Annotated in this window: 20 protein-coding genes and 2 pseudogenes; 16 read left to right on the top strand and 6 right to left on the bottom strand. The window is 32.8% G+C overall.

Annotated features, from left to right (window positions below; all coding sequences use genetic code 11):
- Positions 1 to 201: 201 nt before the first annotated feature.
- Positions 202 to 1,572, top strand: a complete 1,371-nt coding sequence (locus bsdtw1_RS17360) for a glycosaminoglycan attachment protein (RefSeq protein ID WP_183278807.1) — start codon at positions 202 to 204, stop codon at positions 1,570 to 1,572.
- A gap of 769 nt (positions 1,573 to 2,341) precedes the next feature.
- Positions 2,342 to 3,148: a hypothetical protein gene (locus tag bsdtw1_RS17355; protein WP_183278806.1), complete on the top strand. Its 807-nt coding sequence runs from the start codon at positions 2,342 to 2,344 to the stop codon at positions 3,146 to 3,148.
- 292 nt (positions 3,149 to 3,440) lie between these two features.
- Here bsdtw1_RS17355 and bsdtw1_RS17350 read toward each other — a convergent pair whose 3' ends face one another.
- Positions 3,441 to 3,839: a helix-turn-helix transcriptional regulator gene (locus tag bsdtw1_RS17350; RefSeq protein WP_183278805.1), complete on the bottom strand. Its 399-nt coding sequence runs from the start codon at positions 3,837 to 3,839 to the stop codon at positions 3,441 to 3,443.
- Between the two features lie 69 nt (positions 3,840 to 3,908).
- Here bsdtw1_RS17350 and bsdtw1_RS17345 point away from each other — a divergent pair.
- The 10 genes and pseudogenes from bsdtw1_RS17345 to bsdtw1_RS17300 all read left to right on the top strand — a co-directional run.
- Positions 3,909 to 4,121, top strand: a pseudogene (locus tag bsdtw1_RS17345) (sporulation peptidase YabG); the annotation flags it as partial.
- 361 nt (positions 4,122 to 4,482) lie between these two features.
- Positions 4,483 to 5,181, top strand: a complete 699-nt coding sequence (locus tag bsdtw1_RS17340; protein ID WP_183278804.1) for a LytR/AlgR family response regulator transcription factor — start codon at positions 4,483 to 4,485, stop codon at positions 5,179 to 5,181.
- A gap of 494 nt (positions 5,182 to 5,675) precedes the next feature.
- Positions 5,676 to 6,467 carry a sensor histidine kinase gene (locus bsdtw1_RS17335; RefSeq protein ID WP_183278803.1) on the top strand — a complete coding sequence of 264 codons (792 nt, stop codon included), beginning with the start codon at positions 5,676 to 5,678 and terminating at the stop codon, positions 6,465 to 6,467.
- A gap of 395 nt (positions 6,468 to 6,862) precedes the next feature.
- Positions 6,863 to 9,919 (top strand): glycoside hydrolase family 3 C-terminal domain-containing protein, encoded by a 3,057-nt coding sequence (locus bsdtw1_RS17330; protein ID WP_183278802.1) that lies wholly within the window; start codon positions 6,863 to 6,865, stop codon positions 9,917 to 9,919.
- Between the two features lie 157 nt (positions 9,920 to 10,076).
- A pseudogene (locus bsdtw1_RS17325) lies at positions 10,077 to 10,289 on the top strand (sporulation peptidase YabG); the annotation flags it as partial.
- 367 nt (positions 10,290 to 10,656) lie between these two features.
- Positions 10,657 to 11,136: a hypothetical protein gene (locus tag bsdtw1_RS17320; protein ID WP_183278801.1), complete on the top strand. Its 480-nt coding sequence runs from the start codon at positions 10,657 to 10,659 to the stop codon at positions 11,134 to 11,136.
- Positions 11,137 to 11,150: 14 nt separating this feature from the next.
- Complete coding sequence (locus tag bsdtw1_RS17315; protein ID WP_183278800.1) at positions 11,151 to 12,878, top strand: hypothetical protein; 1,728 nt, start codon at positions 11,151 to 11,153, stop codon at positions 12,876 to 12,878.
- A gap of 16 nt (positions 12,879 to 12,894) precedes the next feature.
- Positions 12,895 to 13,068: a hypothetical protein gene (locus bsdtw1_RS17310; protein ID WP_183278799.1), complete on the top strand. Its 174-nt coding sequence runs from the start codon at positions 12,895 to 12,897 to the stop codon at positions 13,066 to 13,068.
- Positions 13,065 to 13,520, top strand: coding sequence for a hypothetical protein (locus tag bsdtw1_RS17305; protein WP_183278798.1), 456 nt, complete (start codon positions 13,065 to 13,067; stop codon positions 13,518 to 13,520). Before bsdtw1_RS17310 ends, bsdtw1_RS17305 begins: the two co-directional genes overlap by 4 nt.
- A 1-nt stretch (position 13,521) precedes the next feature.
- The gene (locus tag bsdtw1_RS17300) at positions 13,522 to 15,078 is read left to right on the top strand and encodes an AAA family ATPase (protein WP_183278797.1); all 1,557 of its coding nucleotides are present in this window, start codon (positions 13,522 to 13,524) and stop codon (positions 15,076 to 15,078) included.
- A gap of 62 nt (positions 15,079 to 15,140) precedes the next feature.
- On the opposite strand, the gene bsdtw1_RS17295 is transcribed toward bsdtw1_RS17300, so the two are convergent.
- The gene (locus tag bsdtw1_RS17295) at positions 15,141 to 15,674 is read right to left on the bottom strand and encodes a TetR/AcrR family transcriptional regulator (RefSeq protein ID WP_183278796.1); all 534 of its coding nucleotides are present in this window, start codon (positions 15,672 to 15,674) and stop codon (positions 15,141 to 15,143) included.
- A gap of 110 nt (positions 15,675 to 15,784) precedes the next feature.
- On the opposite strand from bsdtw1_RS17295, the gene bsdtw1_RS17290 reads away from it, so the two are divergent.
- The 4 genes from bsdtw1_RS17290 (at position 15,785) to bsdtw1_RS17275 (ending at position 20,534) form a co-directional block, all read left to right on the top strand.
- Positions 15,785 to 16,813 carry an SDR family oxidoreductase gene (locus bsdtw1_RS17290; RefSeq protein WP_183278795.1) on the top strand — a complete coding sequence of 343 codons (1,029 nt, stop codon included), beginning with the start codon at positions 15,785 to 15,787 and terminating at the stop codon, positions 16,811 to 16,813.
- A gap of 120 nt (positions 16,814 to 16,933) precedes the next feature.
- Positions 16,934 to 17,926 (top strand): YARHG domain-containing protein, encoded by a 993-nt coding sequence (locus bsdtw1_RS17285; RefSeq protein ID WP_183278794.1) that lies wholly within the window; start codon positions 16,934 to 16,936, stop codon positions 17,924 to 17,926.
- Positions 17,923 to 18,834 (top strand): N-acetylmuramoyl-L-alanine amidase family protein, encoded by a 912-nt coding sequence (locus tag bsdtw1_RS17280; RefSeq protein WP_244638182.1) that lies wholly within the window; start codon positions 17,923 to 17,925, stop codon positions 18,832 to 18,834. Before bsdtw1_RS17285 ends, bsdtw1_RS17280 begins: the two co-directional genes overlap by 4 nt.
- A 116-nt stretch (positions 18,835 to 18,950) precedes the next feature.
- A complete protein-coding gene (locus bsdtw1_RS17275) occupies positions 18,951 to 20,534 on the top strand; it encodes a ClC family H(+)/Cl(-) exchange transporter (protein ID WP_183278793.1) in 1,584 nt (527 codons plus the stop codon).
- 100 nt (positions 20,535 to 20,634) lie between these two features.
- Here bsdtw1_RS17275 and bsdtw1_RS17270 read toward each other — a convergent pair whose 3' ends face one another.
- The 4 genes from bsdtw1_RS17270 to bsdtw1_RS17255 all read right to left on the bottom strand — a co-directional run bounded on the left by bsdtw1_RS17270 (position 20,635) and on the right by bsdtw1_RS17255 (position 24,123).
- Positions 20,635 to 21,477 carry a TerC/Alx family metal homeostasis membrane protein gene (locus tag bsdtw1_RS17270; protein ID WP_183278792.1) on the bottom strand — a complete coding sequence of 281 codons (843 nt, stop codon included), beginning with the start codon at positions 21,475 to 21,477 and terminating at the stop codon, positions 20,635 to 20,637.
- A gap of 366 nt (positions 21,478 to 21,843) precedes the next feature.
- Positions 21,844 to 22,611, bottom strand: coding sequence for a 3'-5' exonuclease (locus bsdtw1_RS17265; RefSeq protein ID WP_183278791.1), 768 nt, complete (start codon positions 22,609 to 22,611; stop codon positions 21,844 to 21,846).
- Between the two features lie 156 nt (positions 22,612 to 22,767).
- Complete coding sequence (locus tag bsdtw1_RS17260) at positions 22,768 to 23,379, bottom strand: TlpA family protein disulfide reductase (RefSeq protein WP_183278790.1); 612 nt, start codon at positions 23,377 to 23,379, stop codon at positions 22,768 to 22,770.
- A gap of 39 nt (positions 23,380 to 23,418) precedes the next feature.
- The gene (locus bsdtw1_RS17255; RefSeq protein WP_183278789.1) at positions 23,419 to 24,123 is read right to left on the bottom strand and encodes a cytochrome c biogenesis CcdA family protein; all 705 of its coding nucleotides are present in this window, start codon (positions 24,121 to 24,123) and stop codon (positions 23,419 to 23,421) included.
- Between the last annotated feature and the right edge of the window lie 292 nt (positions 24,124 to 24,415).

Here is a 24,415-nt window from a genome sequence, read left to right as displayed (position 1 = left end):
AATAGTAATATCTATCGGTAAAGACTCTCTCAGTAAGGTCCTTTGAGAGGGAAGGGGTTCCTGTTTACTTAAGTACGTTTATTTCTATTTAAATTTTAACTTCTAATTATTCAAATACCAATTAGGCTAATAATGTGAAGTTGACTATAACTAATACTGTTTCACTTATTTTGATTATTATTTTGAGAAAGGAAGTTTTACATGAGATATATAAGTAGAAAAGCATTCGATGTTTACGTAGGCTTTATAAGAGACTCTGCAATCTTTGCAATAGCCGATGAAGTAAAGTGGTACACTAATGAAGATACCACGCTTTTTGCAGTTATATTATTCGATTTTACTGATAAAGATTATAATGCTGTATTTTTGGCACGTAATCAAAACAAGAAAATCAAATATATTGATAATGAAATATCATTTAAAAGTATTAGAGAAGCTGAAGAGTGGATAAATTTTACTGAAAATAAAGTTAATATCGGGAAAATCCAACTAAAGCCTGATATTGATGATAGACTTGGGGTAGATTTATTCCATTTGGTTGTTGAGGAGTCACGGTTGCATCCTTATTTTAAGGCTATTAACGAAATACCAGCTCACAGTGCAGCAAAGAAATTAATTTCTGAAATCACACCATATTTTATCGATGTTGATGGGAATTTTGTCGAACAATTTCAAACAAGTGGCTTTAATTCACGTTTGTGGGAATTGTATTTGTTTTGTTATTTTCATGAGGAAGGATTAAAAATTGATAGAGAACATGAAGCACCTGACTTTATGCTTTCTAATGGTGACATTTCAGTAGCTGTAGAGGCTGTTATCGCAGAAAATAGAACACCATATCTAAAAATAGACGAACGAAGAATACCTATAGATGTAAATGTAGAAGAAGAAACAAAAAATAAATTGCCTTTAATATATGGAAGTCCGTTGTATTCTAAATTGAATCATACAACTAAAGATAGAAGTTTACATTATTGGCAATATGATCATACAAGAGATATTCCATTTGTTATTGCGATAGCTGATTTTCATGATGTGTTGGCGATGAACATGAGTACGACTGCTTTAATAAATTATTTATATGGGCTAAAACACTCACACTATTATGATGAAAATGGAAACTTGGTTGTTGTTGGTGAAAAAATAAAGTCACATATAAAAGAGAGCACAGGGGTTAAGATACCCTCTGGATTCTTTTTTCAACCTGGAGCTGAAAATGTTAGTGCAATAATACATTCAGCGTCAGGAACTATTTCTAAGTTTGACAGAATGGGAAAGCAGAGTGGATTTGATACGAACAATACAATAATGATAAGAGTCAGTACTGTATATAATTCCGAACCAAACGCAGATAAGCCACTTGTTTTTGAAAATTTGGTTGACGAAAACTGTGAAGAGACTTGGGGAGAAGGCATTTCTGTATATCATAATCCAAATGCTGTAATTCCCTTGCCAAGAGACTTTTTTCCTTCAGCTGCACAGCATTTTTTGAAAGATGGTAAGATTGTAACAGTAAACTCTGATGCACATGTTTACTCTTCGTATAATTTATTAATTTCAAATATGCCATAAAAGAAATAAAATTCGCAGGATTTGTCTGTGGGTACATTTTGGGGATGAGAATATGCTAGAAAAAGTAAATGTGTAATCTATGCTTTCAGACGTGATTTAACGGTCTGCATAAGAAAAGATATAATTTTGTTGCCTAAACCCATTAATGCATTTATATATATAATTATCAAAATCCATAAAATTGGACATGATTAGGTCTTACATATTAGTCCAATAATGAGAAGTAAGATTGTAATTATTTTTACATTTATACTAATTCATACAAATTGCAATTTTATGTGTTGTCATAGGTAAGACTTGATAATCTATTCAACGAGAAGGTTTTTGTAAGTATATTGTGGATAGGCTAGATGCATCCTGATATATATGAGAAACGATTTGTATTTAATTGAAGAAAACAAAGTATTAAAATACTTCAAACTTTCAAGGTGGAACATATTACTTAGATGAAGTCCTGTATATTGTTGATACTATAATAAATGCTTATGGTGAATATACAATAAATGCATTAAATAATGTCTTAATTGATATTGTAGAATCAAGTTTTTGGATAAGCCATAACTTAATACTTAATTATCAATATAAAAAACTTATCATGATAACATCACTAATCAAGAAGAAAAATAAAAGTTACTTAAGTCTATGAGGCTGATGCACGCTCCTTAACTGGTACATGTGCTGATAGAGAATATTCCTCAGATGTATTTGTTTAAGGAACGACTCAAGTACGAGAATGTTAATGATATTAATGCATTATTGGAGGATAAAAGTGGAAGAACGAAAAAAAATATCTACAGAAATAGAAACTGAAGTTTTAATCAAATCAAAAAGAAGATGTTGCGTATGCTTTGGTATAAATGGGGATGATGAAGAGAAAAGTGGACAAATTGCTCATCTTGATAAAAATAGGAATAATAATTCATTAGATAACTTAGCCTTTTTATGTCTTCAACATCATGACAAATATGATTCAACTACAAGTCAAAGTAAGAACTATACTAAGAATGAGATAAAATCTTATAGGGATAAATTATATAAATACTTTTATAAACTATATGACAATAAATTTAGTTCAAATGACTATTATGAATATCTAAATAGCAATATTAAAATAGAATCAGAGCACAATGAAATGAAAGGTGATACTATAGTTATTGATGTGGACAATCCAGAGGTAATGGATGCCAAACTGGTTGAATTTGAGTTGTGGAATGGTGGAGAACTTGAATTAGTAATTAATAAAATTGAAATGAGAAATAGATTGCCATTTCATTATTGTAGAGAATACTGGACTCCTTTACCTTTTAAAGGATTGGATAAAAACAATACAGTCCCATATATACGCTATATGTATAATCATTTTATCAACTTTGAAATTGAAAGTAAGAAATATATTAGTTTATTTTATTTTTTTCCACAATTAAGAATAGGCTTGCTCCAAAAAATATATTCATTACAGTTTGATTTTATTATAGAAGTAACTATACCATCAAAATCATTTAATTACGAGATTCCAGATGTAACTAGGGAGATAACAAAAACCATATTTTTTGAGTTCAGAAAAAAGGATATATAGAACGGTTACTATCAAAGCATTACTGTTAGCTTTGAATCGAAAGCACTTTATATCTAACAAATATTAATTAAGGTATATGTGTTAATAAAAAATATATTAAAACAATTGTAAATTCACATTTCCCAGCTTTCGAAGTCTATTTAAAGCTTGGAGACGTCGGTAATGCGGAATGTTGTACAAACTTTATAGTAAATTTAACTTCCAATTATACATAATATAAGAATTTTATTTCAGGAATATATTGAGTATATAAGGCTACATATACTCAATATATTCTAACTAAAACTTATTATTAGAAAACTCTAGTCTTCTTTAACCTCAAATACATCTCATAAGATAACCCAATCCTCCCACTAATCAACTTTTTAAGTGTAGACTCACTTACCCCAAGCAACTTATAACACTTGCTATAAGTATATTTCTTTTTCTCCTTCCACCTCCTAACCCTCTCCCCAGGATTATTAAAGTAGAAAAAATAATACTCATGAAAGTACTCAAGTTGCAAATCAAATTTATTACAAACCTTTTTTATACTTTCAGGCTTAGGCATAACATCATGAGTCTCCCAATGAAGTACCGTATCAAAATGATGACCTATAATTTCAGCAAATTCTTTTTGATTTAGGTTATGTACTTTTCTCAGCTTAATTATTTTTTCACCAATAGTTTTCTCTTCTAAATCTTTATACATTTCAGCATATAAATTTAATTGATAGGAAGAAAAGATCTTCTTAAATGTTGCACTTGAGTTCAGTTTGGTGGTGCAAACTTCGCCTCAAGCCCTAATCGAGTCCTAATACACTGTTTAGATCCTGTGTTTGTATGTGAGAAAGTAGCCTATACAAGGATAGATCAGGTGGTTTCTATAACTGATGTTATTGAGAATACCATAACAGGGATAAAAGGGATTGGGGGACTTCAGACTAGAGGAAAGTATAGAGAAGGTTATCCTAAGTCACCTTATGTGCAATAGCGGTTATATTAAGACATTAACTTAAATCTAAAATCATAATTGAAGGATTATATAGAATTGTATAGCTTATGTTAGTAAATACCTTGCTGGAGACAGTGGGGTATTTTTTATATAGATTAAAGGGATATGGATATTTTAAAGGTAATTTTTGCAATACGGAAATTACGGAACACAAAATTCAAGTAAAGTAAGATGTATTTATCTATGTACAGAAAAAGGAGTATTGATTCATGTAAAAAGCTTAATTGTAAGCAACCTGGAGGCACCAAAAGATGGCTTGCATATTTACATTGTAAAATATTAACAATTAAGTTAAAATATATTAAGAGAAATGCAAATATTTATCAAGAGGTGATTTTTTATGAAGATTGCTATATGTGATGACTCTAGGATGACTTTAGAGTATATGTCTGAAAAAATTAGAAATGTTCTTCTGCAACAGAAATATAGTGCATCCATAGAAACCTTTGATAACAGCGAAGTCTTTATGAAGTATATAGGTTATGAATTTTATGATGTTATTTTTTTGGATGTGGATATGCCTAATTTCAGTGGATTTGATATTGCAAAAAAACTCCAAGTTTGTGCTATAGTAAGTATGATTATTTTTATTTCCAATTTAGAAGAAAGTGTATACGAATCGCTGCAGTTCCGTCCGTTCAGGTTTATAAGAAAAAGCCAATTTGAGAAAGAAATATATGGCGTAACTGAGGCTCTTATAAAAACATTAATATATTCAAAAGAACATATAACCATTACCGCCTCTAATCAGCAAATTCGTCTGGATCCCAATAAAATAATTTATGTTGAATGTATAGATAAAACCTTAAAAGTTGTTTCTCAATCGAAAGTAATGGAGTTCAGGTACCGCTTGGGCGATATGGAGTCTCTATTGAAAGAATATGGGTTTATTCGAATACATAAAGGGTATCTGGTAAATTATAGATGTATAGCCTCCATTAAAAGAAACTGTGAAATTGTACTTGAGTCCGGAGAAAGACTTCCGATGAGTAGGAAACGGGTAAAAGAAGTTTTTCAAGAGTTTGGAAGACTGGTGTAGTAATGGTTGAAGTGATTGTAATTATTGGTACTTTTTTTAATCATTTTGTAAACATTTGCATTGCGTTGATGTTGATGATAAAGTTGTTTGGAATAAATGAGAGGAATAAACATTACATCATAAATACAATAGTATTTTCTTTGATTGGAGCTTTTTTGACTATAATTGAACTGCGTTACATGTGGAATGATTACATTTATCTCCACGGGGTAGATATTTTTATATTCGTAACAATAGGCTTTTGTGTTCTTTTCATTAAGGGCAATTTTTTTAGCAAATTTTCAATTGTCATATTATTCTCGTGTTCTTTCGTAATTATTTTTGATCTTTCCTTCTATTTGTATAAAGTTACTGAACCTTCTTTACAACCTATATCATATCTGGTTAGTAATTTTGTGATAACCACATTATTGCTGGTGTTGACAGAATATATTATTCAAAAGCATAAGATTAAAACGCAGTACAATCCACCATTTTATTATTGGAGTATTCTTATGATAATACCTATACTTAATTTTTGCGTTCTACTCATATTAGAACATGCAGGTATTACATCCAATATTTTCGCAAGCATGCTGATGGCAATGTTTATTATCAATATTGTATTTTATATCACTTATTCCAATATTGTTAATGACTATGAAGATAAAGTTCTCTATCTTATGAATACACAGTATCTGCAGCTGCAAGTACAGAATTATGAAGAAATTAAAAAGGCATATAATGCGCTGAATGGGTTCAGACATGACTTGAAAAATCATATATTATGTATGCAGATTATGCTTGAAAAGCAGCAGTTTGAGGAAGTACAGCATTATTTTTCAGAGCTGGCCATGGATAAAGCTATGATGCTTTCAACAGTTAAGTGCGGCAACCATGCCGCTGATGCAGTGCTGAGTTTTAAAAGTGCTCTTGCTTATTCTGAAAAAATACCATTTCATATACAGATATCTGCTTCTGTGGATATTAAGATGAAAGATTTTGAGCTGTGTGCAGTGCTTTCAAATTTATTAGATAATGCCATGGAAGCTTCATATAACGTGGACGAGCCTCATATAAAAGTGAAAATCACTTCTTTAAGAGATTGTTTAATATTTCTAATTTCTAATAAAACAAGTGAGAATATTTTGGAGAATAACCCGAATTTAAAAACCACTAAAAAAGATAAAGAAAATCATGGAGTTGGAATATCTGTAGTAGACTCTATTATAAAACAATATGGTGGACAGCTTTCCTTCTATATGGAGAAAGGGTATTTTCACGCTAATGTTGTATTGCCAAAATAAATAATTTGATATTGATGTTAAAGTATATTAAAAGCAACTACAGGCAAAAGCCTTGCTGATAGTCGCTTATTTTTTTTTGCCTATAATTTCATGGTGATAAAGTTTAGCAGTAGAAAAATATAGCCCCGGTTTGTTTTTTTACTGTAGATGCAACTTGCGCTTTTAAAAAGCATTTTGCGCCAATTTATTGAAATGATTTTCAAAAAATACTACATTTATTGTATAGATTGCCTTGTTTGCAGGAATCTAGAGATTTTTTGTGGGCAATACCGAGCCCTGAAATAAATGAGCCCAATTATACAGTGGCCTAATAAACTTTTAAGGGGGGAGACAGGAAACCTGTTTTTAATTTATTTGAAAAATAAGTATAGAAGGAAAGGGGTAGGAGGTTCTAAATGAAAAGAGGGAAGAAAATAATTTCTTGGGGTTTATCGGTTATGATGTGTTTTGGGGGCGGTCATAATGCACTAGCAGCTACTACAGACCCAACACAATCACAAAGAGAAAGGGACAACGCTACATTAGCAAGAAGTGTTGCCTCTCAGGGAATGGTGCTGTTAGAGCAAAATGCTGACCATGCGCTGCCTATAACCGCCAAATCTAAATCAGTTGCACTGTTCGGTAATGGAGCTATTCGTACAGTTCGTGGTGGTACCGGGTCCGGCGATCCATTTAACGGTGGACTCAGCGGAGGCGGTGACCCTATGGTAAATCAGAACAGCCGCTATCATGTAAATATTTATGATACATTTATCAGAAAAGGGTATACAGTAGCTGATAGCCAATTTTTAGAAAGTTGGGTGGCCGGTTATGATAAAGAATTAAAGACCGCTGCTAGCAACCCAATGACAACGTTTTCTTATCCTGAAATGCAGCTTACAGAGGACTTGGTGAAGTCTTCCTCGGCAAATACGGATACTGCTATTTATGTAATTTCTCGTAATGCCGGTGAAGGCGCAGACCGAAGCAAGACAACCATGGCTGGTAAACTTAGCAATGGAACCACATTTGAGGTTGGCGACTATGAGTTAACAGCAGTGGAAAAATCCAACCTTGAAATGGTTGGTAAAAACTTTAAGAAGGTTATTGTTGTACTCAATGTAGGTGGAGTTATCGATACAAAGTTCTTTAAGCAAATAGATGGTTTGGATAGTTTGCTTTTAATGGGACAGGCAGGGCAGGAAGCCGGAGATGCATTATTTGATGTTGTAACCGGTGCTGTAACACCATCAGGTAAATTAACATCTACCTGGGCTGTAAACTACAGTGATTATCCTGCTTCTGCAACCTTTGCCAATAACGATAAGAAAATAGATAAAGAGGTATACAATGAAGGGATATATGTTGGTTACCGCTATTTTGATACCTTTGGCATTACTCCAAAGTATGAGTTCGGATACGGTTTGTCCTACACTAACTTTGATATAAATGTAAAGGAAGTTTCTGCCGATACTGAAAGGGTTACTGTAAAAGCAGAAGTTAAAAACACAGGAAGTACCTATTCCGGCAAAGAGGTAGTACAGGTTTATTATTCTGCACCAGACAGTGTGGACTCAGAAAAGGCATACCAGGAATTAGCAGGTTATGCGAAAACCGATGAACTGGCACCAGGTGAAAGCCAGGTTCTTAAAATCAGTTACAATACGAAAGATATGGCATACTATAATGAGAAACAGGCAGCTTATATTTTGGATGCAGGGGACTATGTCATCAGAGTAGGAAAATCCTCCAGAAATACATCCATAGCAGGTATCGTTAAACTTGATAAGAAGACGGTAACAGAGCAGTTAAGTAATCAGATGAAAGTTCCAGAAAGCGAAAGTCTAGTAGAGTGGTCAAAAAAAGGAAAGACACCATATACTTATACTGGAGAAGCGTCTGAAAAAGCAAAAGCACCAGTATTAAAACTATCAAGCTCTGATTTTCCAAAAGCACTAAATAATGCATCCCAGTACGATAGTGAAGTTGTCAGCACCTACACGACTAATTCGAATGCAGTAAAAGCACAAAGCTATGAAAAAATAGTACAGGTAAAGGATAAACCTGGTTCAACTTTATTGGATGTCTATAATAAAAAAGTAACAATGGAAGAATTTGTTGCACAAATGTCCTTGGAAGAATTGGCCACATTAAATTGCGGATCCGGCTGGGGCGTTTCCAATGATAATGCACCAATTGTTGGTTCAAACTCCGACACTATTCCAGGTGCCGCCGGCGAAACCACCAGAAAGTATTTTGACAAGTATGGAATTCCTTCAATTATACTTGCAGATGGGCCGGGAGGTATCCGTATAAAACAATCATATAAAGCAACTAACGTAAACACAGAAGAACAGAAAACATATTACCAATATTGCACCGCTTGGCCAGTATCGGTATTACGTGCCCAGACATGGGATAAGGACCTGATGTATAAGGTGGGAACAGCATTTGCTGCAGAGTTAAAGGAAATGGGAATAACCCTTGTATTGGGCCCTAGCTTAAACATCCATAGGGATCCGTTAAACGGCAGAAACTTTGAATATTACTCAGAGGACCCGGTTATTTCAGGATTAAGCGCAGCAGCTGAGACTCAGGGAATTCAATCCTTACCCGGAGTTGGGGCTTGCTTAAAGCACTATGCAGCAAATAATCAGGAAAGCAACCGTAATGCAGTGGATACCATCGTAAGTGAAAGAACTCTCCGTGAAATATACCTAAAAGGTTTTGAGATAGCCGTAAAGGCATCTCAGCCAATGTCCATCATGACCTCCTATAATAAGATTAATGGTGTACCAACAGCAGACAGTTATGATCTGTGTACAGACCTTGCAAGAGGAGAATGGGGATTCCAGGGTTTAATTATGACAGATTGGAATGGCGGATCTTCTACTCCTTCAAAATCTATGCACGCAGGTAATGATTTAATTATGCCAGGTGGTACCAACAGAGTACAAAACATCATGGGCGGCCTAATTGATTTGAAACCTGTATTTGATGAAAAAGGACAGGTAGCATTGTTGGAGCAAAAGAGTTTTATTACTATGTATAGTGCTAACTGGGGAGAATTTGTGCCATCTACTACAGGAACTACCAAAGTAGTTGCACAATTAGCTCAAGGGAATCATGCCACAGTAGATGGACAAGGAAATATTCTTGTAAATGGACAAACGATCTATCGCACATATCAGTTCAACTGGTTTGCTCCTGGAACATGGAAGGACCCATTGACAACGCAATACGCGGAAGTAAGTGCAGATGGAAGTCAAATTATTTATCATGGATATTATCCTGACAATAATAAGATTACATTAGGAGATGTTCAGAAGTCTGCCATGAACAACCTGAAAATAATCATGCAGTCAGATTACATGAAGAAGTTCTATGCTAACGAAAAGATAAAGCAGACACCGTACTCAAGTCAATATAAATTGACTAAGTACAATTATGTAGACAAAAGCAAGATAAGATAAGCACATTCAGCATTGCATCATCTGGATCCTTATATAATAGCCCTCCAAGGGAAAGAGTTGGAAAGCTATAATCTGAAAAGATTATAGCTTTTTTTTGTATATCTATAACTTCTTAAATATATATTCTGAAGTAAATTACTGAATTTGTAATATCATAGGTGCAAACTTCGCATCAAGTCCTAATAGAGTCCTAATACATTGTTTAGATACTGTGTTTGTATGTGAGAAAGTAGCCTATACAAGAATAGGTCAGGTGGTTTCTATAACTGATGTTATAGAGAATACAATAACAGGTATAAAGGGGATTGGGGGACTTCAGACTAGAGGAAAATATAGAGAAAGTTATCCTAAGTCACCCTATGTGCAATAGAAGCTAAAAAAGATCATATATTATAAGTATAAAGGTAGGAGTTAATGTAGCTCCTGCCTTTAGATTGTTTTAAAAGCATAAATTAGGTCAAGATCAGTTTATGAAAAGAGTGAGTTGGCTACAGGAAACTTTTAAAACTTCAGAATGTTTCAAATGTAGAAATGATAGATGTTTTAACACCTGCAATACTTTGAAATATCTTATAACCAGCGGCATTAATGAGTGTAAAAGCTGGATAGTCACTAAATATAAGTTATACAATTATATTCCTAAATTGGAAGTAATAATGTATAATACAATTAAGTTTAAGAATATACATAATACTACATAAAATAAAAAGTTTTTGACCTTATCAAGGGGGTATAATATGCCAAGACCAATTTTATCAAATAACATAAATCACCAAGAGAAATTAGATTTAAGTATTAAATCAACAAGCAATACAAGGATGGCAATGGATTTGTTAACTTTAGAAAAAAGATTGAGAGTTAAAAGGTCAAATGAGTACATGGATGCAATCGAAAAGTTAGATATAGGAGGATGTGAACACTGCAAAAAGCAATTTGATGATTGTGTAAACGTAATAAAAGATGAGTTTAAGGATATACCAGAAGAACATAATTTAGTGGGACTTTTAGCAAAGTGTTATCTAGGAGATAGATATGATGTTCATACAGTAGATTTTATGGGGAATATAGTAACTCATTATTTAATAAATGAAAGCCTTCCATCATTAATGGAAAAAGCGAGAGGTTTAGCTCTACATGGAGGTTATAAATTTATTGAAGTTTATACAGATATCTTATGTGCAGTAAAGTCCGATGGAACTGTAAATATAGTTAAGTAGGGGGAAATGTAAAAATGGCGGATCAATCAATAAGTAGGGCAAATCTAAATCATATTGAGAATAATTTAAGTAGGCTAGCTAATAATTTAGCAGTGGTAGCAGATAATATTGAAATAGTTTCGAGTCAAGTTGGCAATGTAGATAATAGAGTAAGTTCAGTTGCAACAGAATTAGCCAATTTAACAGCTGAGTTCAGGAACTTTGTTAACGAATCAAATAGAGTTGCAAATTTAGCTGATGCGAAACAAACTGTTGCTTTGCTAGAACAAGAACTAAGAAAAAAGTTTGGAAATTATGAAACCATAAGAAATCATACAGTGGGCATTTTGCAAGCGTCTGATCTTAGTATAGTAAAGAAAGAAACTATTGAAAATGCTACTGAAGAGATGATGATTTCTACTCCAAGATATTGGTTAGCACCTGCTTTAATCGCATTATCTGCATGGCTTAGTGACAATAAAGAACTTGCAGATAAGGCTTTAAAGGAAGCTATGAGAAGAGATGATGAAAAGACTTCACTACTTTTTTGCTTAATTAGCAAAAGAGCAGGAAAGCTGGATGGATCTTTAGTTTGGCTAGAAAGATATTTTTCAATGCAAGATCCAAAGAAGATGGAAAGAAGAATAATTGTAGTTTTAGATGCATTTGCTGCAGGACTTTTTGGTGGAGATATAAATGGAGTGTGTACAAATAAAATAAAAGACTGGTTAAATGAACTTTCCTCAAGTGCTGGATTTGTTGAGAAGCAAAGAGAGCAATGGCAAAGTGCTATTTTAGCGAGAAAAACTACTATAGATGGAGATAATTTTCCGGTTTTAAGTAAATATAGTCCTACATGGACAAAGATGAAGGATTCACTAGAGTTTGCTGAAATTCATGAAAATATTTATCAATACTTCAGCAATATCTTTAATACTAAAGTTAATAATGCAGCCTCACTATCTGCAAAAATAGATGAGATACTAGATAACTTAGTTAAAAATTATGATAATGACGAATTGCCATTAAGGTCAAAATTAAGAAAGAATCAATTAACAATTGAAGAAAATGGAAATATTCAAAGGGCTACTCAAAGATTTGATGAAGAAGTTAAGGCATATTCAGAATATGAGGACTTCTCACAGCATTTGACTAGTATTGCATTAACACCAGAATCCTCAGGAGCTTTAATCACTACACAGAAATTAGCGATTACACTTTCAAAACAGTGGATTGTGGATGCTTATGAAGATCTAACTGCTAAAAATAGAGCAAGTGTTCCATTAGATATTGAATTAGAAATTTCAGATTGGAAAGATAAATCTAGAGATGGATCAAACGAAGCAGAGTTAAAGGCTTCATTAAACAATTATATGGACAACATAAAGGCTGAGCAACTTAGCAAACTAAAATTCCCTAATAAAAAGGTAATAATATCAGGAATTATAGGAGCAATTTTGTTTGTTTTAAGCATTGTTACTGTAATTTTACCTATAATAGTAGCTATTATTACAGCAACTTATATCTTTATGCAAAAGAGAGCTATAGATAAGGGTAGAAATGCAGTAATTGAACAGATTGAAAATGAAAGAACTAACTATCTACAAATTTTAAATGGATTTTTAGCTGAAGTGGTTGATTTTAGAAGACTATACTCAGAAAAAGATAAGAACAGCCAAAAAGTTATAGACTTACTTAATGAATTAACACCAGAACAATATATAACTGTTCAAAATTCTAATAAAGTAAGACAAGTATTATAGGAAGGGTATGAGAGTAATGAGTGAAAAGAATTTACTTATAAATAGAAACTTAGCAAAAGAACAGCCTGTAAATGATACTAAAGCAAATATAAATAAAACGGAATCAGTTGATGAGTTTGCAGCTTCATTTCCTGAATGGGATTTATTGCCGCCTGCAATAGTAGTTAAAAGGGTAAGGAGAAATATATGAAAAGTCCAAGCACATATTTAGAGTGGGTTCACTGCTTTGATTTAGCTAAAGAAGGTACTCATGATGAAGAAGTACTAAGTAGTATAAAGAATGGATCAATTGATCTAACTGGTGGTGTTGGTGGAAGGATTGCAAGCCAACTAAATGATGTTATTCAAATTAGATTAAAAAGAGCATCAGATAAATTTGATAGATCACTTAGTTTTAGTGGCGGAGATATGAATATGCTTACTAACTCACTAATCTTGCTCAGAAAAGAGTTTAAGTTCTTAATTGGCCTTGTACAAATTCCTGGAATGCCGGAAAGTGACGTTAAAATGTTTATAGATATAATTAAAAAGCAAGCTGATTTAATGCAGCAATCCTTAGAAACCACAAGTAAAAGTGATAGGACAGGAATGCTTTCAAGTATCATAAGAAGAAATCGAATAAATAATCTAGGAGAGATATAGAATGTATTTCAATGAATGTATCAGTAAGATAAAACAATACTCACTTGCTAGAATTCCATTTATATCATTTAATACTGTTGAGAAAGGTAGAGCATTAGAAGTTTGTAAGCAAGTATCAAGTGACTTAGCTTTACCATTTTTTGTTCATACACTTTCAAAGGGGATGTATGACATATCAAATGGCAGATCAGTGAATGAAGATAAATCTATAGTTGGTGCCTTAGATTTCATTGCTGATCAAATGAAGGTTAAGCAAAACTTAACATTTGTACTTACAGAAGTATCAGAAATTGATAATGACACAATGACTGCAAGATATTTGCAAGATATCGTATCGTTGGCTGAAGAAAATGGAGGAGTAATTATCGCATTAACAACTACTCCGGTTTGGGCACAATTACAACGATTAGGGATGGCATTATCCTTGGACTTACCAAGTGAAGAAGAGATGTTGAAAATCATACATGAAAACATTGAACCATATAAAAGAGATATCTTAATAGAGTGGGATAATAATGATTTTAGAGAAGCTGCTACCATTTTAACGGGGGTAACGCAAGTTGAAGCTCAAAATGTTATCGTATCTTTAGTTGCAAATAGAGCAATAAAGAAAAGCGACTTAGTCGAATTGAACTTTGCTAAGAATAAGTTATTCTCTAATATTGAGGGCCTTGAAAAAATAGATGTTTCACAAAGTATTTTAGATGTAGGTGGATTAGGTGGACTTAAAGACTGGCTTAACAGTAAGAAAAAGCTTCAAACTCCAGAGAAAAGAGATGAACTAAGAAGACGCGGACTTCAACCACCTAGGGGAGTCCTTTTAGTAGGGGTACCCGGATGTGGTAAGTCACTTTCAGCGAAGGCTATTGCAGCTTTTTGGAATCTACCACTATATAGACTTGACTTTGCAACAGTACAAGGACAATATGTTGGACAGAGTGAACAGCAGCTTAAAGAAGCATTTCAAACAGCTGAACACCTTTCGCCTTGTGTGTTATGGATAGATGAAATTGAAAAAGGTCTTGGAGGATCAGGAAATGATTCATCTGGAGTTACCACTAGAATGGTAGGACAATTTCTGTTTTGGATGCAAGAGTGTAAAAAGTTAGTTTTTGTGGTAGCAACTGCAAATGATGTCTCAAAACTACCTTCTGAACTATTAAGACGTGGACGTTTTGATGAATTATTTTTTGTAGATTTGCCAACTGAAGCTGAGAGGGATGAAATAATTAGATTATATATTAAGAAATATCTTCAAATGGATTTAAGTGAGAGCACTATTAAGCAGCTTGTTGATTTAACAGAGGGATTTACTGGTGCAGATCTTGAATCTTCTTTAAGAGATGTTGCATACAGATTAATTGCAGATGATGAACTTAATTATTCAGATGAGCTAATAATAAATTCACTAAGCAATGTTGTTCCGCTTTCTAAAACAAGTCCTGAAAAGATAGAAGCAATTAGAGATTGGGGAAGAGAGAGGGCAGTACCAGCATCTGGTCAGCCTATAGGCGGCAAAGAATCAAACAATAAGGTTATTAGAAGAGTTTTAGTTTAATTTTAAATTGAAAGGTGACTTCGGTTTCAGTACGAGGTCACCTTTTATGTTCTTTCTCTTAATTATTTCTGAGTACTTTCTATACTTACAGAAAAGCTTACTTTTTGTAGAAGGGAGTGAATTTCAGTCAATGGCTTTTTTCGCCCATCCAAAATCCATTTTCGCCAAAGAGCATAAACCCCAGCTGACATAAAGGTAGAAATATACTCGTCAGCGCTAGTAGAGTAAAATTTTTCTATTTCGGCAGTGAAGATTTCCTGAATAATAGATTCAAACCCGTGATTAACCGATAAAATTAGATCCTGTTCGAATTTATCAAAGAATGCAGTCTGTTGATCGAATTTGATAGACGGATTGGTTTCTGTGCTAATAGTATCAAAGATAGCAGAAATTTTTGGTTGATAGTATTCGTATAATATCTGTTCCAGCCCATCAAAATTACGATAAAAAGCCATTCGACTAACACCAGCCCGTTGACAGACTTTTGAAACAGTAAGTGCTGATAATTTTTCTTTTACTAAAAGCTGTAAGAGTGCTGTGGTGAGAAATTCTTTAGTATCTGCTTTTATGAGCTGTGCTAGATATGTTGCTGCCATTACAAAACCTCCTAGACTGTCACTACAGCCGCTTTTTGCATTGATTTTCTTTTTTATCTATTATAAAATAATTTCACTGACGTTACAAGTGTAAAGGGAGGGGAATTGAAATGAAAACAGAAACAAAAGAACTAGTGTTAGTCACAGGCGGAAGTGGATATATTGCTATAAATATTATCTTGAAGTTGCTTAAACAAGGCTATCGTGTGAGGACAACACTGCGAACAATGTCACGACAGGATGAAGTGAAATCGATGCTTTCAGCAGGCGGAATTGTAAGTTTTGACAATTTAGAATTTATTCAAGCCGATCTCATGAATGATGATAATTGGCATGAAGCTGCAGTGGGGGTAACTTATGTGATTCACGTAGCTTCCCCCACTCCAGCCACTCGACCTGACGATGGCGATGAAATGGTGAAAATGGCTGTGGATGGCACTCTTCGTGTGATGAAAGCAGCTAAAGAAGCAAAGGTAAAACGTGTTGTGATGACCTCAGCTTCTGGTGCAGTTCTTGCAGGACACAAGCATCATCCAGACATTTTTACAGAAGATGATTGGACAAATCTTGATGGAAAGATTGATGCTTATCAGCGTTCAAAAACAATGGCAGAACAAGCGGCATGGGCTTTTGCCAAGGAAAATAAGATGGAATTAAGTACTATTCTTCCTGTGGCTGTGATGGGGCCCATTCTTGGCAAAGACTTCTCACATTCCAACCAAATAATCCGTACAATTCTGATGGGAAAAATGCCATTTTTGATGAAAATGGGCTTTGATTCTGTGGATGTACGTGATGTGGCAGAGTTACATTTACTTGCTATGACGAAACAAGTAGCAGCAGGTGAGAGGTTCCTAGCAACAACAGGAGAAAATATAACGTATAAAGAGGAAGCAAAATTTCTACGTCAGAACTTTGGAGATGAAGCAAACAATGTCTCCACTCGTGAGATGCCAGATTTCCTTGTTAAATTACTTGCTGTTTTTATGAAAGATTTGAGGATGCCAGCCACTTTTCTAGGACAAAACACAGCTTGCAGTAATTTAAAAGCAAAGAATATGCTTGGCTGGCAGCCACGGCCAGCTCGTGAAGGAATTCTTGCAACTGCTAGAAGTATGATTGAACTTAATTTGCTTTAGAGATCATTTTCAAACATCATTAATATCAAGAAGTAAAAATAGTTAACAGAGTACTCTACAGGTTAGGGTGCTTTTCGCTTTGGCTATCAATTAAAAGAATATCAAGCCTTAGCAAGTGAGATGGAAAATACAAAAATAGATAAACTTTTTAGTGAAGGAAAATATGAAGAAGCCTTTAAACAATTTGAGGTAATATATAAGCTAGGTGGAGACTTTAAAGCAAATAGTCATTATGAAGATATAATGTTGAATAATGCAGCTAAGCTTACTGGGAGTCCAGTACAAAGTACAAAAGAAATGCTTTTGAAGAATAATAAAACTTATTTTGATAATCTTGACGAAGATGTTTACGATGAAATAATACAAGTTACAACTACTGGTTACAATGAAGATACTAGATTGAAAGTAAATTTATACAAAAATATTAGTGGACAATATAAATTAGCAGACAACTATTTAGGCGAATATGATGTGGACACGCAAATCCAAGGGATATATAATTATGATAAGGGAAAAAAAGGTATATATATAAGGACCAATGGTAGATTTGATGTAGCAACAGTAGTTTTAGGAGTAACAAGTGGAAAACTTCAGGTCAAGGGAGTAGTACGTGCGAATAATTACACTGGCCCAGTTGATGTAGATAAAGATGGGACATATGAAGTTGTTGCGAATAACGTAAGTCAGATAGCTACTTCTGATAAGGGAGTTTCGAAATGGTTTAAAGTTTACGACGATGGAAGAACTCCCACAGAGGTAAAGGTTACTGCTGAGCAAGCAGCAAATAGCACCCCAGCTAATCAAGAAGATAGCGCTAGTAGTATTTCAGTTAATACCTCGCCAAGCGTAGAAGATTATGTTTTTGTAGATAGCGATAGAAGGTACTTAACAGATGCTGATTTAGCAGATCTAAGTAAGGATAAATTGGCTATAGCAAGAAATGAAATCTTTGCACGACATGGTTATGTATTTAAAACAGACGAGTTCAAGAACTATTTTACCTCAAAGCAATGGTATGTTCCAAATCCAAGTTATGATGGAACCGACACAGTGTTTAATGAATATGAGAAGGCTAACTATAAGCTTATACAACAATGGGAGAATAAGAAATGAGAAAAATTACAATTGGGTTATTATCTATAATACTTATGTTTTCATTCATAAGTTGTGAAAATGAAGTTAAAAAGGAAAATGTAAAAAAGGATATTGCATCTGAAAAAGTAGAAGATAAAACCGAAGAAAAGTTACCAATAGATAATAATACCAAAACTAATGAAAAGTCATTAGTGGATAATAACATCAAAAATAACGAAGATGCAAACCTTGATAAAAAAGAAGAGATTAAGCCACAAGAAGTACCTAAAAAAGAAGAGCCGAAGACACAAGAAGCCCCAGTTAAAAAGAAAATAATAGTTTTAGATCCTGGACATTCAGCGAAAGGAAATAATGGGCAGGAAAAGCTTTCTCCTGATTCTAATACTATGAAAATAAAAGATCCAGGTGGGGCACAAGGTATAGTAACAAAAACACCTGAATACGTAGTGGCTATGAAGGTTGCAGTTAAAATGAAAAGTTTACTTGAACAAAATGGATTTATCGTAATAATGACAAAGACTCAAGATAGTGAAAACCCAGGAAATATAGAAAGAGCGGAAGTTGGAAATAAAAATAATGCTGATTTAGTTGTGAGAATCCATTGTGACTCTTCAACTAACCAAAGTGCAAAAGGAGCTTCAATGTTAGTACCAGCTCCTGTAGGTTATGCAAAGGCTATAAATGATGTAAGTAAAAAATATGGGCAAACCATATTAAGTGATTTAGTAGCTACAGCAGGTATGAGTAATAAAGGATTAGTAGAAAGAAATGATTTAACTGGTTTCAATTGGTCTAAGGTTCCAACAGTTTTAATAGAAATGGGATTTATGTCTAATCCAGAGGAGGATAAACTTTTAAACCAAGAGGAGTATCAAAACAAGTTAGCTAGCGGATTATGTAAGGGAATAATGGATTCATTAAAATAGCCTAGTTATGTATTTTAATTTAAAGATGTTAATGCATTCAGTGATTTGCGTTTAAAGAAAGATAGGTCTATAATAAAAAAGGACTTTTTACAAATTTAAATGGAGATGAATGCTTAATGTCGTATAATAACAAAAATAATGCCTACAATACAATATCTCACTGGCAAGATTTTAAAATTAAGATCATGCTAGAAGGTATTATTGTAGGTATTTTTTCGGGTTTATTGATTGTGTTTTATAGGTTAGCTTTAGAAAAAGCTGAGGAATTTAGAAATAAATTTATTGTAATGAACTCTTCAAATATACTTGTTGATATTGTTTGGTTTCTACTATTAATAATTGGCGCTATTATAGTAGGTAAGCTTGTAGAAAATGAACCTATGATAAGTGGCAGTGGAATCCCTCAAGTAGAAGCAATACTTCGTGGGAGACTGAAGATGAATTGGCTGCCTGTAATTATTAAAAAATTTATAGGTGGAGTAATATCAATAGGAGCTGGGCTTTCATTAGGACGTGAAGGTCCTTCTATACAACTTGGAGCTGCGGTAGGACAAGGTTTTAGCAAGATTTTTAAAAGGCTTAAAGTTGAGGAGAGATATCTTATTACCAGTGGAGCTAGTGCTGGGTTGTCAGCAGCTTTTAATGCGCCTCTAGCCGGTGTTATGTTTGCATTGGAGGAAGTACATAAGCATTTTTCTCCTTTAGTATTGTTTTCTGCTATGTCTGCATCTTTGACAGCAGATGTAGTTTCAAGGTACTTCTTTGGTCTGAGTCCTGTGTTTAATTTTCAACATATAAATTTACTACCCCTTGAGACTTATGGATATATTATAATTCTAGGCATTGTGGTTGGTTTATTTGGCGTAATATATAACTATTCTCTTATGAATACTTTAAAAATATATGAAAAACAAAAATGGTTATCAGCAAGATTTAAACCAATAATACCTTTTGTGCTGGCAGGAATATTAATGATATTTTTACCTGTTGTATTGGGTGGAGGGCATTCTATAATAAATGAATTAATATCAGGTAATTTTACTATGAAAATGTTACTCATAATTTTGTTTGTTAAATTTTTATATTCTATGATAAGCTTTGGCTCTGGAGCACCAGGTGGTATATTTTTCCCATTATTAGTTTTGGGAGCTCTAACAGGTGGGATTTATGGAAAGATTCTTGTTCACTTTTTTAGTTTAAATCCAATGTATGTAAATAACTTTATAATACTAGCTATGGCAGGATATTTTGCTGCTATTGTAAGGGCACCAATTACCGGAAGTATATTAATAACTGAAATGACAGGTTCACTTACACATTTGCTATCCTTAAGTATTGTATCAATTGTAGCTTACATTGTGGCTGATTTGTTAAAATCAGAACCGATATATGAATCCCTTCTTGAGAGAATTCTTAAAGGTAAAAATAAGACAGTAGAATTTGAAAATGATATAAACAAGGTTATTTTAGAAATTCTGGTGCCTATGGATTCAAAAATTGAAGGAAAGCAAATAAAAGATTTAGAATTGCCAGAGAAATGTTTGGTTGTAGCCATAAAAAAAGGAGAGAAAGAAATAATTCCGAGAGGAGATACTGTAATTTCCTCAGGTGATTTCCTTCATATTCTCGTAAGTGAAAGTGGTGCAGCAGAAATAAATGAGTGTTTTGAAAATAATTTACTATTAAAGTTAAATGTATAAAATACACTGTAAAATGTTAAATTTAAGAAGATGTAACGTTGAGATTTTAATAATTACTATAAATAAAGCAGCCTCGCTTAAATTGTGAGGCTGCTTTCATTTACACTTCCACTTCTTCCGCTTCTTTTTTCTTATTCATATAAATAGAGAATAATACGCTAATAGCAAGTATTCCTATAATGATTGATATTGAAATTAATATAGGGATATGTAGCTTGAAAGAAAGAGCAAGTTTTAAACCGGTAAACAATAATACAAATCCTACACCGTACTTAACATATTCAAAGGTACTTTGAAGTCTTTCAAGTAGGAAGTAAAGGTTTCTAAGTCCTAATATAGCTAATATGTTTGAGGTGTAAATTATAAATGGGTCTGTAGTTATTGAGAAAACTGCGGGGATTGAATCAATAGCAAATAATATATCTGAGCCTTCGATTAAAAACAATATTGCAAATAATGGTGTTGCATGAAGTACTTTACCTATTCTTACAAAAAACTTTTCTTCGTGAAGTTCTTTTGTAACTGGGATAAATCTTTTTAGAAGTTTAAGCATTTTACTATCTTCAAATGAAACATCATCATCTTCTTTATTAGCTAAAATTTTATAGCCGCTAGCAATTAGAATGATGCCAAATATATATAAAATCCATTGGAATCTGCTTACTACAGCAACTCCTAATAATATAAATATCAGACGTAAAACTACTGCTCCGAAAATTCCGTATTTAAGCACTCTTTCTTGATATTTTGTTTTTATCCCAAAGCTAGAGAATACTAAAAGAAATAAAAACAGGTTGTCCACACTAAGGCTAAGTTCAATTACATATCCACCGAGAAATTCAAGGGATTTTGTTGATCCCATGTCGTACCATAGAAATGCATAAAATAGCAGAGCGATACAAGTAATTAGTAAAAAGTTTTTTAGTGCTTTTTTCGTTGACATTGTTAGCCTCCTAAAAATAAAATTTGTCCTAAGTAGCGTGATATAGATTAATCTTTTACTGTATTCCATAAAATTTATCTTGTACACTTTAAATTACTAGGTTTATCAGTTGTTAAAATTTTATAATTTCTTATACAATAAAAAAGATACCCTGAAACAAAGTACATATAAAAAAGCTAAATGTACTTTGTTTCAGAGTATCGCAATTCAAACGCAAAACCGGGATTATCTCCGTGCTGACGATTTTTGCCACTGTATTTCAGCTTGCTACTACCTCTGAACTATATAATATAGTATTTTACGCTATGTTTATATTTATTGCAAGAAAAGATTTACTAAGATGTAAGCTGTATACGTTTTAAGCGTTTAAATATCTTCTTTTAAGTTAGAGGGAACTACAAACTGTCTGGTTCTTCCCATATTATAGGCTAGTTTTATTATTGCTTTCTCTTCTGCTGACATTTCTCTATCATACATCTTTTCAAACTGCTTTATTAAGGAAACCGTATCAACTTTCTCTTTAGGTATGGTAGCTTTTCTATAAGGAGTTGGAGAGTAAATGCTGGGCTTAACAGTGTCATCATATATAGCTTTAAAAATTTCAGAAGTATAGTATGCATCATTAAAAGCATCGTGAAATTCATTGTCGGTCTGTAAATTTAAAAGCTCTATAGCTGTTTTTAAACCGACCTTCGAGTTATTTGGAGATTTAAGATATAATGAAGCGTTTCTTTGAACGTCTATATAATACTTGGAAATTGAGGAAGAGGATAAGTTGTAAAATTCTATATTTCTAAGAAGTTCTTTAATATCCACTATGCCCCAAACACATAAAACTACCTGATCATTACCGATGAATTTCAAAAAGTCATTGTAAACAGATACGAAGTCTTTACCTGAACTTGCAATATCATTATTTATCTTAGTCAATTTTTCTACATAAGGATGAATAGTTGGGTACACTTTAGGTTTAACTAGAGCATTAAAACTAGAGACTGTTTCAAAACTTTCATTAAGTTTTAATGCCCCAATTTGGATAATTTCAAAGGGCAAGCGAGAACTATTATTAGAATTATCTTCTTGAAAATCAATATACTTTTGATTAAATTCTAAATCATATATTATATAATTCATATTTCACCTGCTTTCTATATACACTTTAAATTTTTCTTATGCCAAAGAAAAAGACTTAATATATAAGTTCTATTTAAGTCGATTCATCAATTAATTGATGAAAGTGTCCTTACTTTAATACTTTTATGTATAAAACTTACTAGAAATTATATAATATCATTTTTTGGGTAATGTTACGAAAGCATTCATTTCCTCAAGGGTCATAGGACCAATTTTTTTTGAAACTAAGTTACCTTCAGAATCAATAAGTATTGATGTTGGAATAGAGACTATGTTGTATTTTATAGCTACACTCTGGTCTAAATCTAGCGCAACATTAAAGTTATATTTATTTTTGTCCATGAAGGACCTAACAGTTTTGTTATCTTCACCTAGGTTAATGGTTAAGATAACCAAGTCAGAGTCATTAGATTCTTGATAAAGTTTCTCTAATTCTGGCATCTCTTGTCTGCAAGGTGGGCACCATGTAGCCCAAAAGTTGAGAAAAACTCTTTTGCCTTTAAAATCACTCAAAGAAATTTCTTTACCATCTAGAGTTTTTAATTTGAAATCAATGGCTTTGCCATCTTGAGTATTTTTAAATATTCCACTTTTAGAAGTACTGGAATTTACTGCTGTTGACTGATTAACCTGATTTGTAACCTTAGTATTGTTAGCGTCAACAGATGCATTGGTCTTAATAGACTTATTCTTAGTATATTTCATTACTGTATAGAAACTTAAGCTAAATAGCACTAATACTGCTAATATAAAAAGTGATTTTTTCATTGTTAAAACTCCTTTTTAGGTGTTCTTATATAGTACTTATTAAAAATTAATGAAGCTTACATATCTGCTTATGGTATTTAAGTTATTTGTAAATACTAAAATTCCCATGATTACGAGCAGTAATCCGCTTATAATAGATATAAACTTGGAATATTTTAAAACATTATTTTTGAATTTTATGAAGCTATCAATTGCCATAGCCGTTAATATAAATGGTATTGATAACCCTAAAGAATAAACACTTAATAAAAATATGCCTTGATAAACTGTAGAAAGGTTGCTTGAATAAATTAATATAGAGGACAATATAGGTCCAACGCAAGGTGTCCAGCCGGCTGCAAAAGCCATTCCTATTAATATAGGACTAAAGTTCTTACTGAAGTTTATAACAGACAAAAGCCTCTTTTCGCGATAGAACATTTTTATTTTAATTATTCCCATAGTATGTAATCCAAAAACTATCATCAAAGAGCCACCAATTTTTCTAAATAAAATTTGATTTTTGATTATTAATTTTCCAAGTGTTGTAGCCGATGCACCCATTATAATAAATATTATTGAAAATCCTAATACAAAACCAAGTACTTTATATAAATTTGGTGTTTTATATCTGTGAATATTTTTAGTGTTCATCGAAGAACCAGTCATATAACCGATATATGCTGGTACTAATGGCAGCACACAGGGAGATAAAAAAGAAAGTAACCCTGCAGAAAATGCCAAGAAAAATGGTACTCCATCCAACCATTTCAACTCCTTTTATTCTGTATTTATATTTATCCATCTTTGGTAATTGTAATATATTATAGCAAAGCTCTGTGAAGATTATGTAAAGAACTAATATAGAGTATGTAATAAAGTTTTTTCATAAATATTACATATATTTATAGTATAGTCATTATTAAATGATAATTATACTCAATCTTGAGATGAAGTTAATAAATTTTAAATTAAAAAAGGAGCCCATTAAGGACTCCTAAGCTGCACTGTATATTAAATTTTTGGGATATGCTTAATTCCAACGCTGTACCCTAAT

The organism is Clostridium fungisolvens (assembly GCF_014193895.1).
Taxonomy (GTDB): Bacteria; Bacillota; Clostridia; order Clostridiales; family Clostridiaceae; genus Clostridium_AR; species Clostridium_AR fungisolvens.
This window is presented reverse-complemented; position numbering and strand designations above follow the sequence as displayed.

Excerpts from the sequence above, each read along its gene's own strand:
- bsdtw1_RS17340 (WP_183278804.1), top strand. The coding sequence starts at position 4,483 with ATGAAGATTGCTATATGTGATGACTCTAGGATGACTTTAGAGTATATG.
- bsdtw1_RS17275 (WP_183278793.1), top strand. The coding sequence starts at position 18,951 with ATGTCGTATAATAACAAAAATAATGCCTACAATACAATATCTCACTGG.
- bsdtw1_RS17320 (WP_183278801.1), top strand. The coding sequence starts at position 10,657 with ATGCCAAGACCAATTTTATCAAATAACATAAATCACCAAGAGAAATTA.
- bsdtw1_RS17305 (WP_183278798.1), top strand. The coding sequence starts at position 13,065 with ATGAAAAGTCCAAGCACATATTTAGAGTGGGTTCACTGCTTTGATTTA.
- bsdtw1_RS17330 (WP_183278802.1), top strand. The coding sequence starts at position 6,863 with ATGAAAAGAGGGAAGAAAATAATTTCTTGGGGTTTATCGGTTATGATG.
- bsdtw1_RS17335 (WP_183278803.1), top strand. The coding sequence starts at position 5,676 with ATGATAATACCTATACTTAATTTTTGCGTTCTACTCATATTAGAACAT.
- bsdtw1_RS17280 (WP_244638182.1), top strand. The coding sequence starts at position 17,923 with ATGAGAAAAATTACAATTGGGTTATTATCTATAATACTTATGTTTTCA.
- bsdtw1_RS17290 (WP_183278795.1), top strand. The coding sequence starts at position 15,785 with ATGAAAACAGAAACAAAAGAACTAGTGTTAGTCACAGGCGGAAGTGGA.
- bsdtw1_RS17295 (WP_183278796.1), bottom strand. The coding sequence starts at position 15,674 with ATGGCAGCAACATATCTAGCACAGCTCATAAAAGCAGATACTAAAGAA.
- bsdtw1_RS17315 (WP_183278800.1), top strand. The coding sequence starts at position 11,151 with ATGGCGGATCAATCAATAAGTAGGGCAAATCTAAATCATATTGAGAAT.
- bsdtw1_RS17270 (WP_183278792.1), bottom strand. The coding sequence starts at position 21,477 with ATGTCAACGAAAAAAGCACTAAAAAACTTTTTACTAATTACTTGTATC.
- bsdtw1_RS17310 (WP_183278799.1), top strand. The coding sequence starts at position 12,895 with ATGAGTGAAAAGAATTTACTTATAAATAGAAACTTAGCAAAAGAACAG.
- bsdtw1_RS17285 (WP_183278794.1), top strand. The coding sequence starts at position 16,934 with ATGGAAAATACAAAAATAGATAAACTTTTTAGTGAAGGAAAATATGAA.
- bsdtw1_RS17360 (WP_183278807.1), top strand. The coding sequence starts at position 202 with ATGAGATATATAAGTAGAAAAGCATTCGATGTTTACGTAGGCTTTATA.
- bsdtw1_RS17350 (WP_183278805.1), bottom strand. The coding sequence starts at position 3,839 with ATGTATAAAGATTTAGAAGAGAAAACTATTGGTGAAAAAATAATTAAG.
- bsdtw1_RS17265 (WP_183278791.1), bottom strand. The coding sequence starts at position 22,611 with ATGAATTATATAATATATGATTTAGAATTTAATCAAAAGTATATTGAT.
- bsdtw1_RS17260 (WP_183278790.1), bottom strand. The coding sequence starts at position 23,379 with ATGAAAAAATCACTTTTTATATTAGCAGTATTAGTGCTATTTAGCTTA.
- bsdtw1_RS17300 (WP_183278797.1), top strand. The coding sequence starts at position 13,522 with ATGTATTTCAATGAATGTATCAGTAAGATAAAACAATACTCACTTGCT.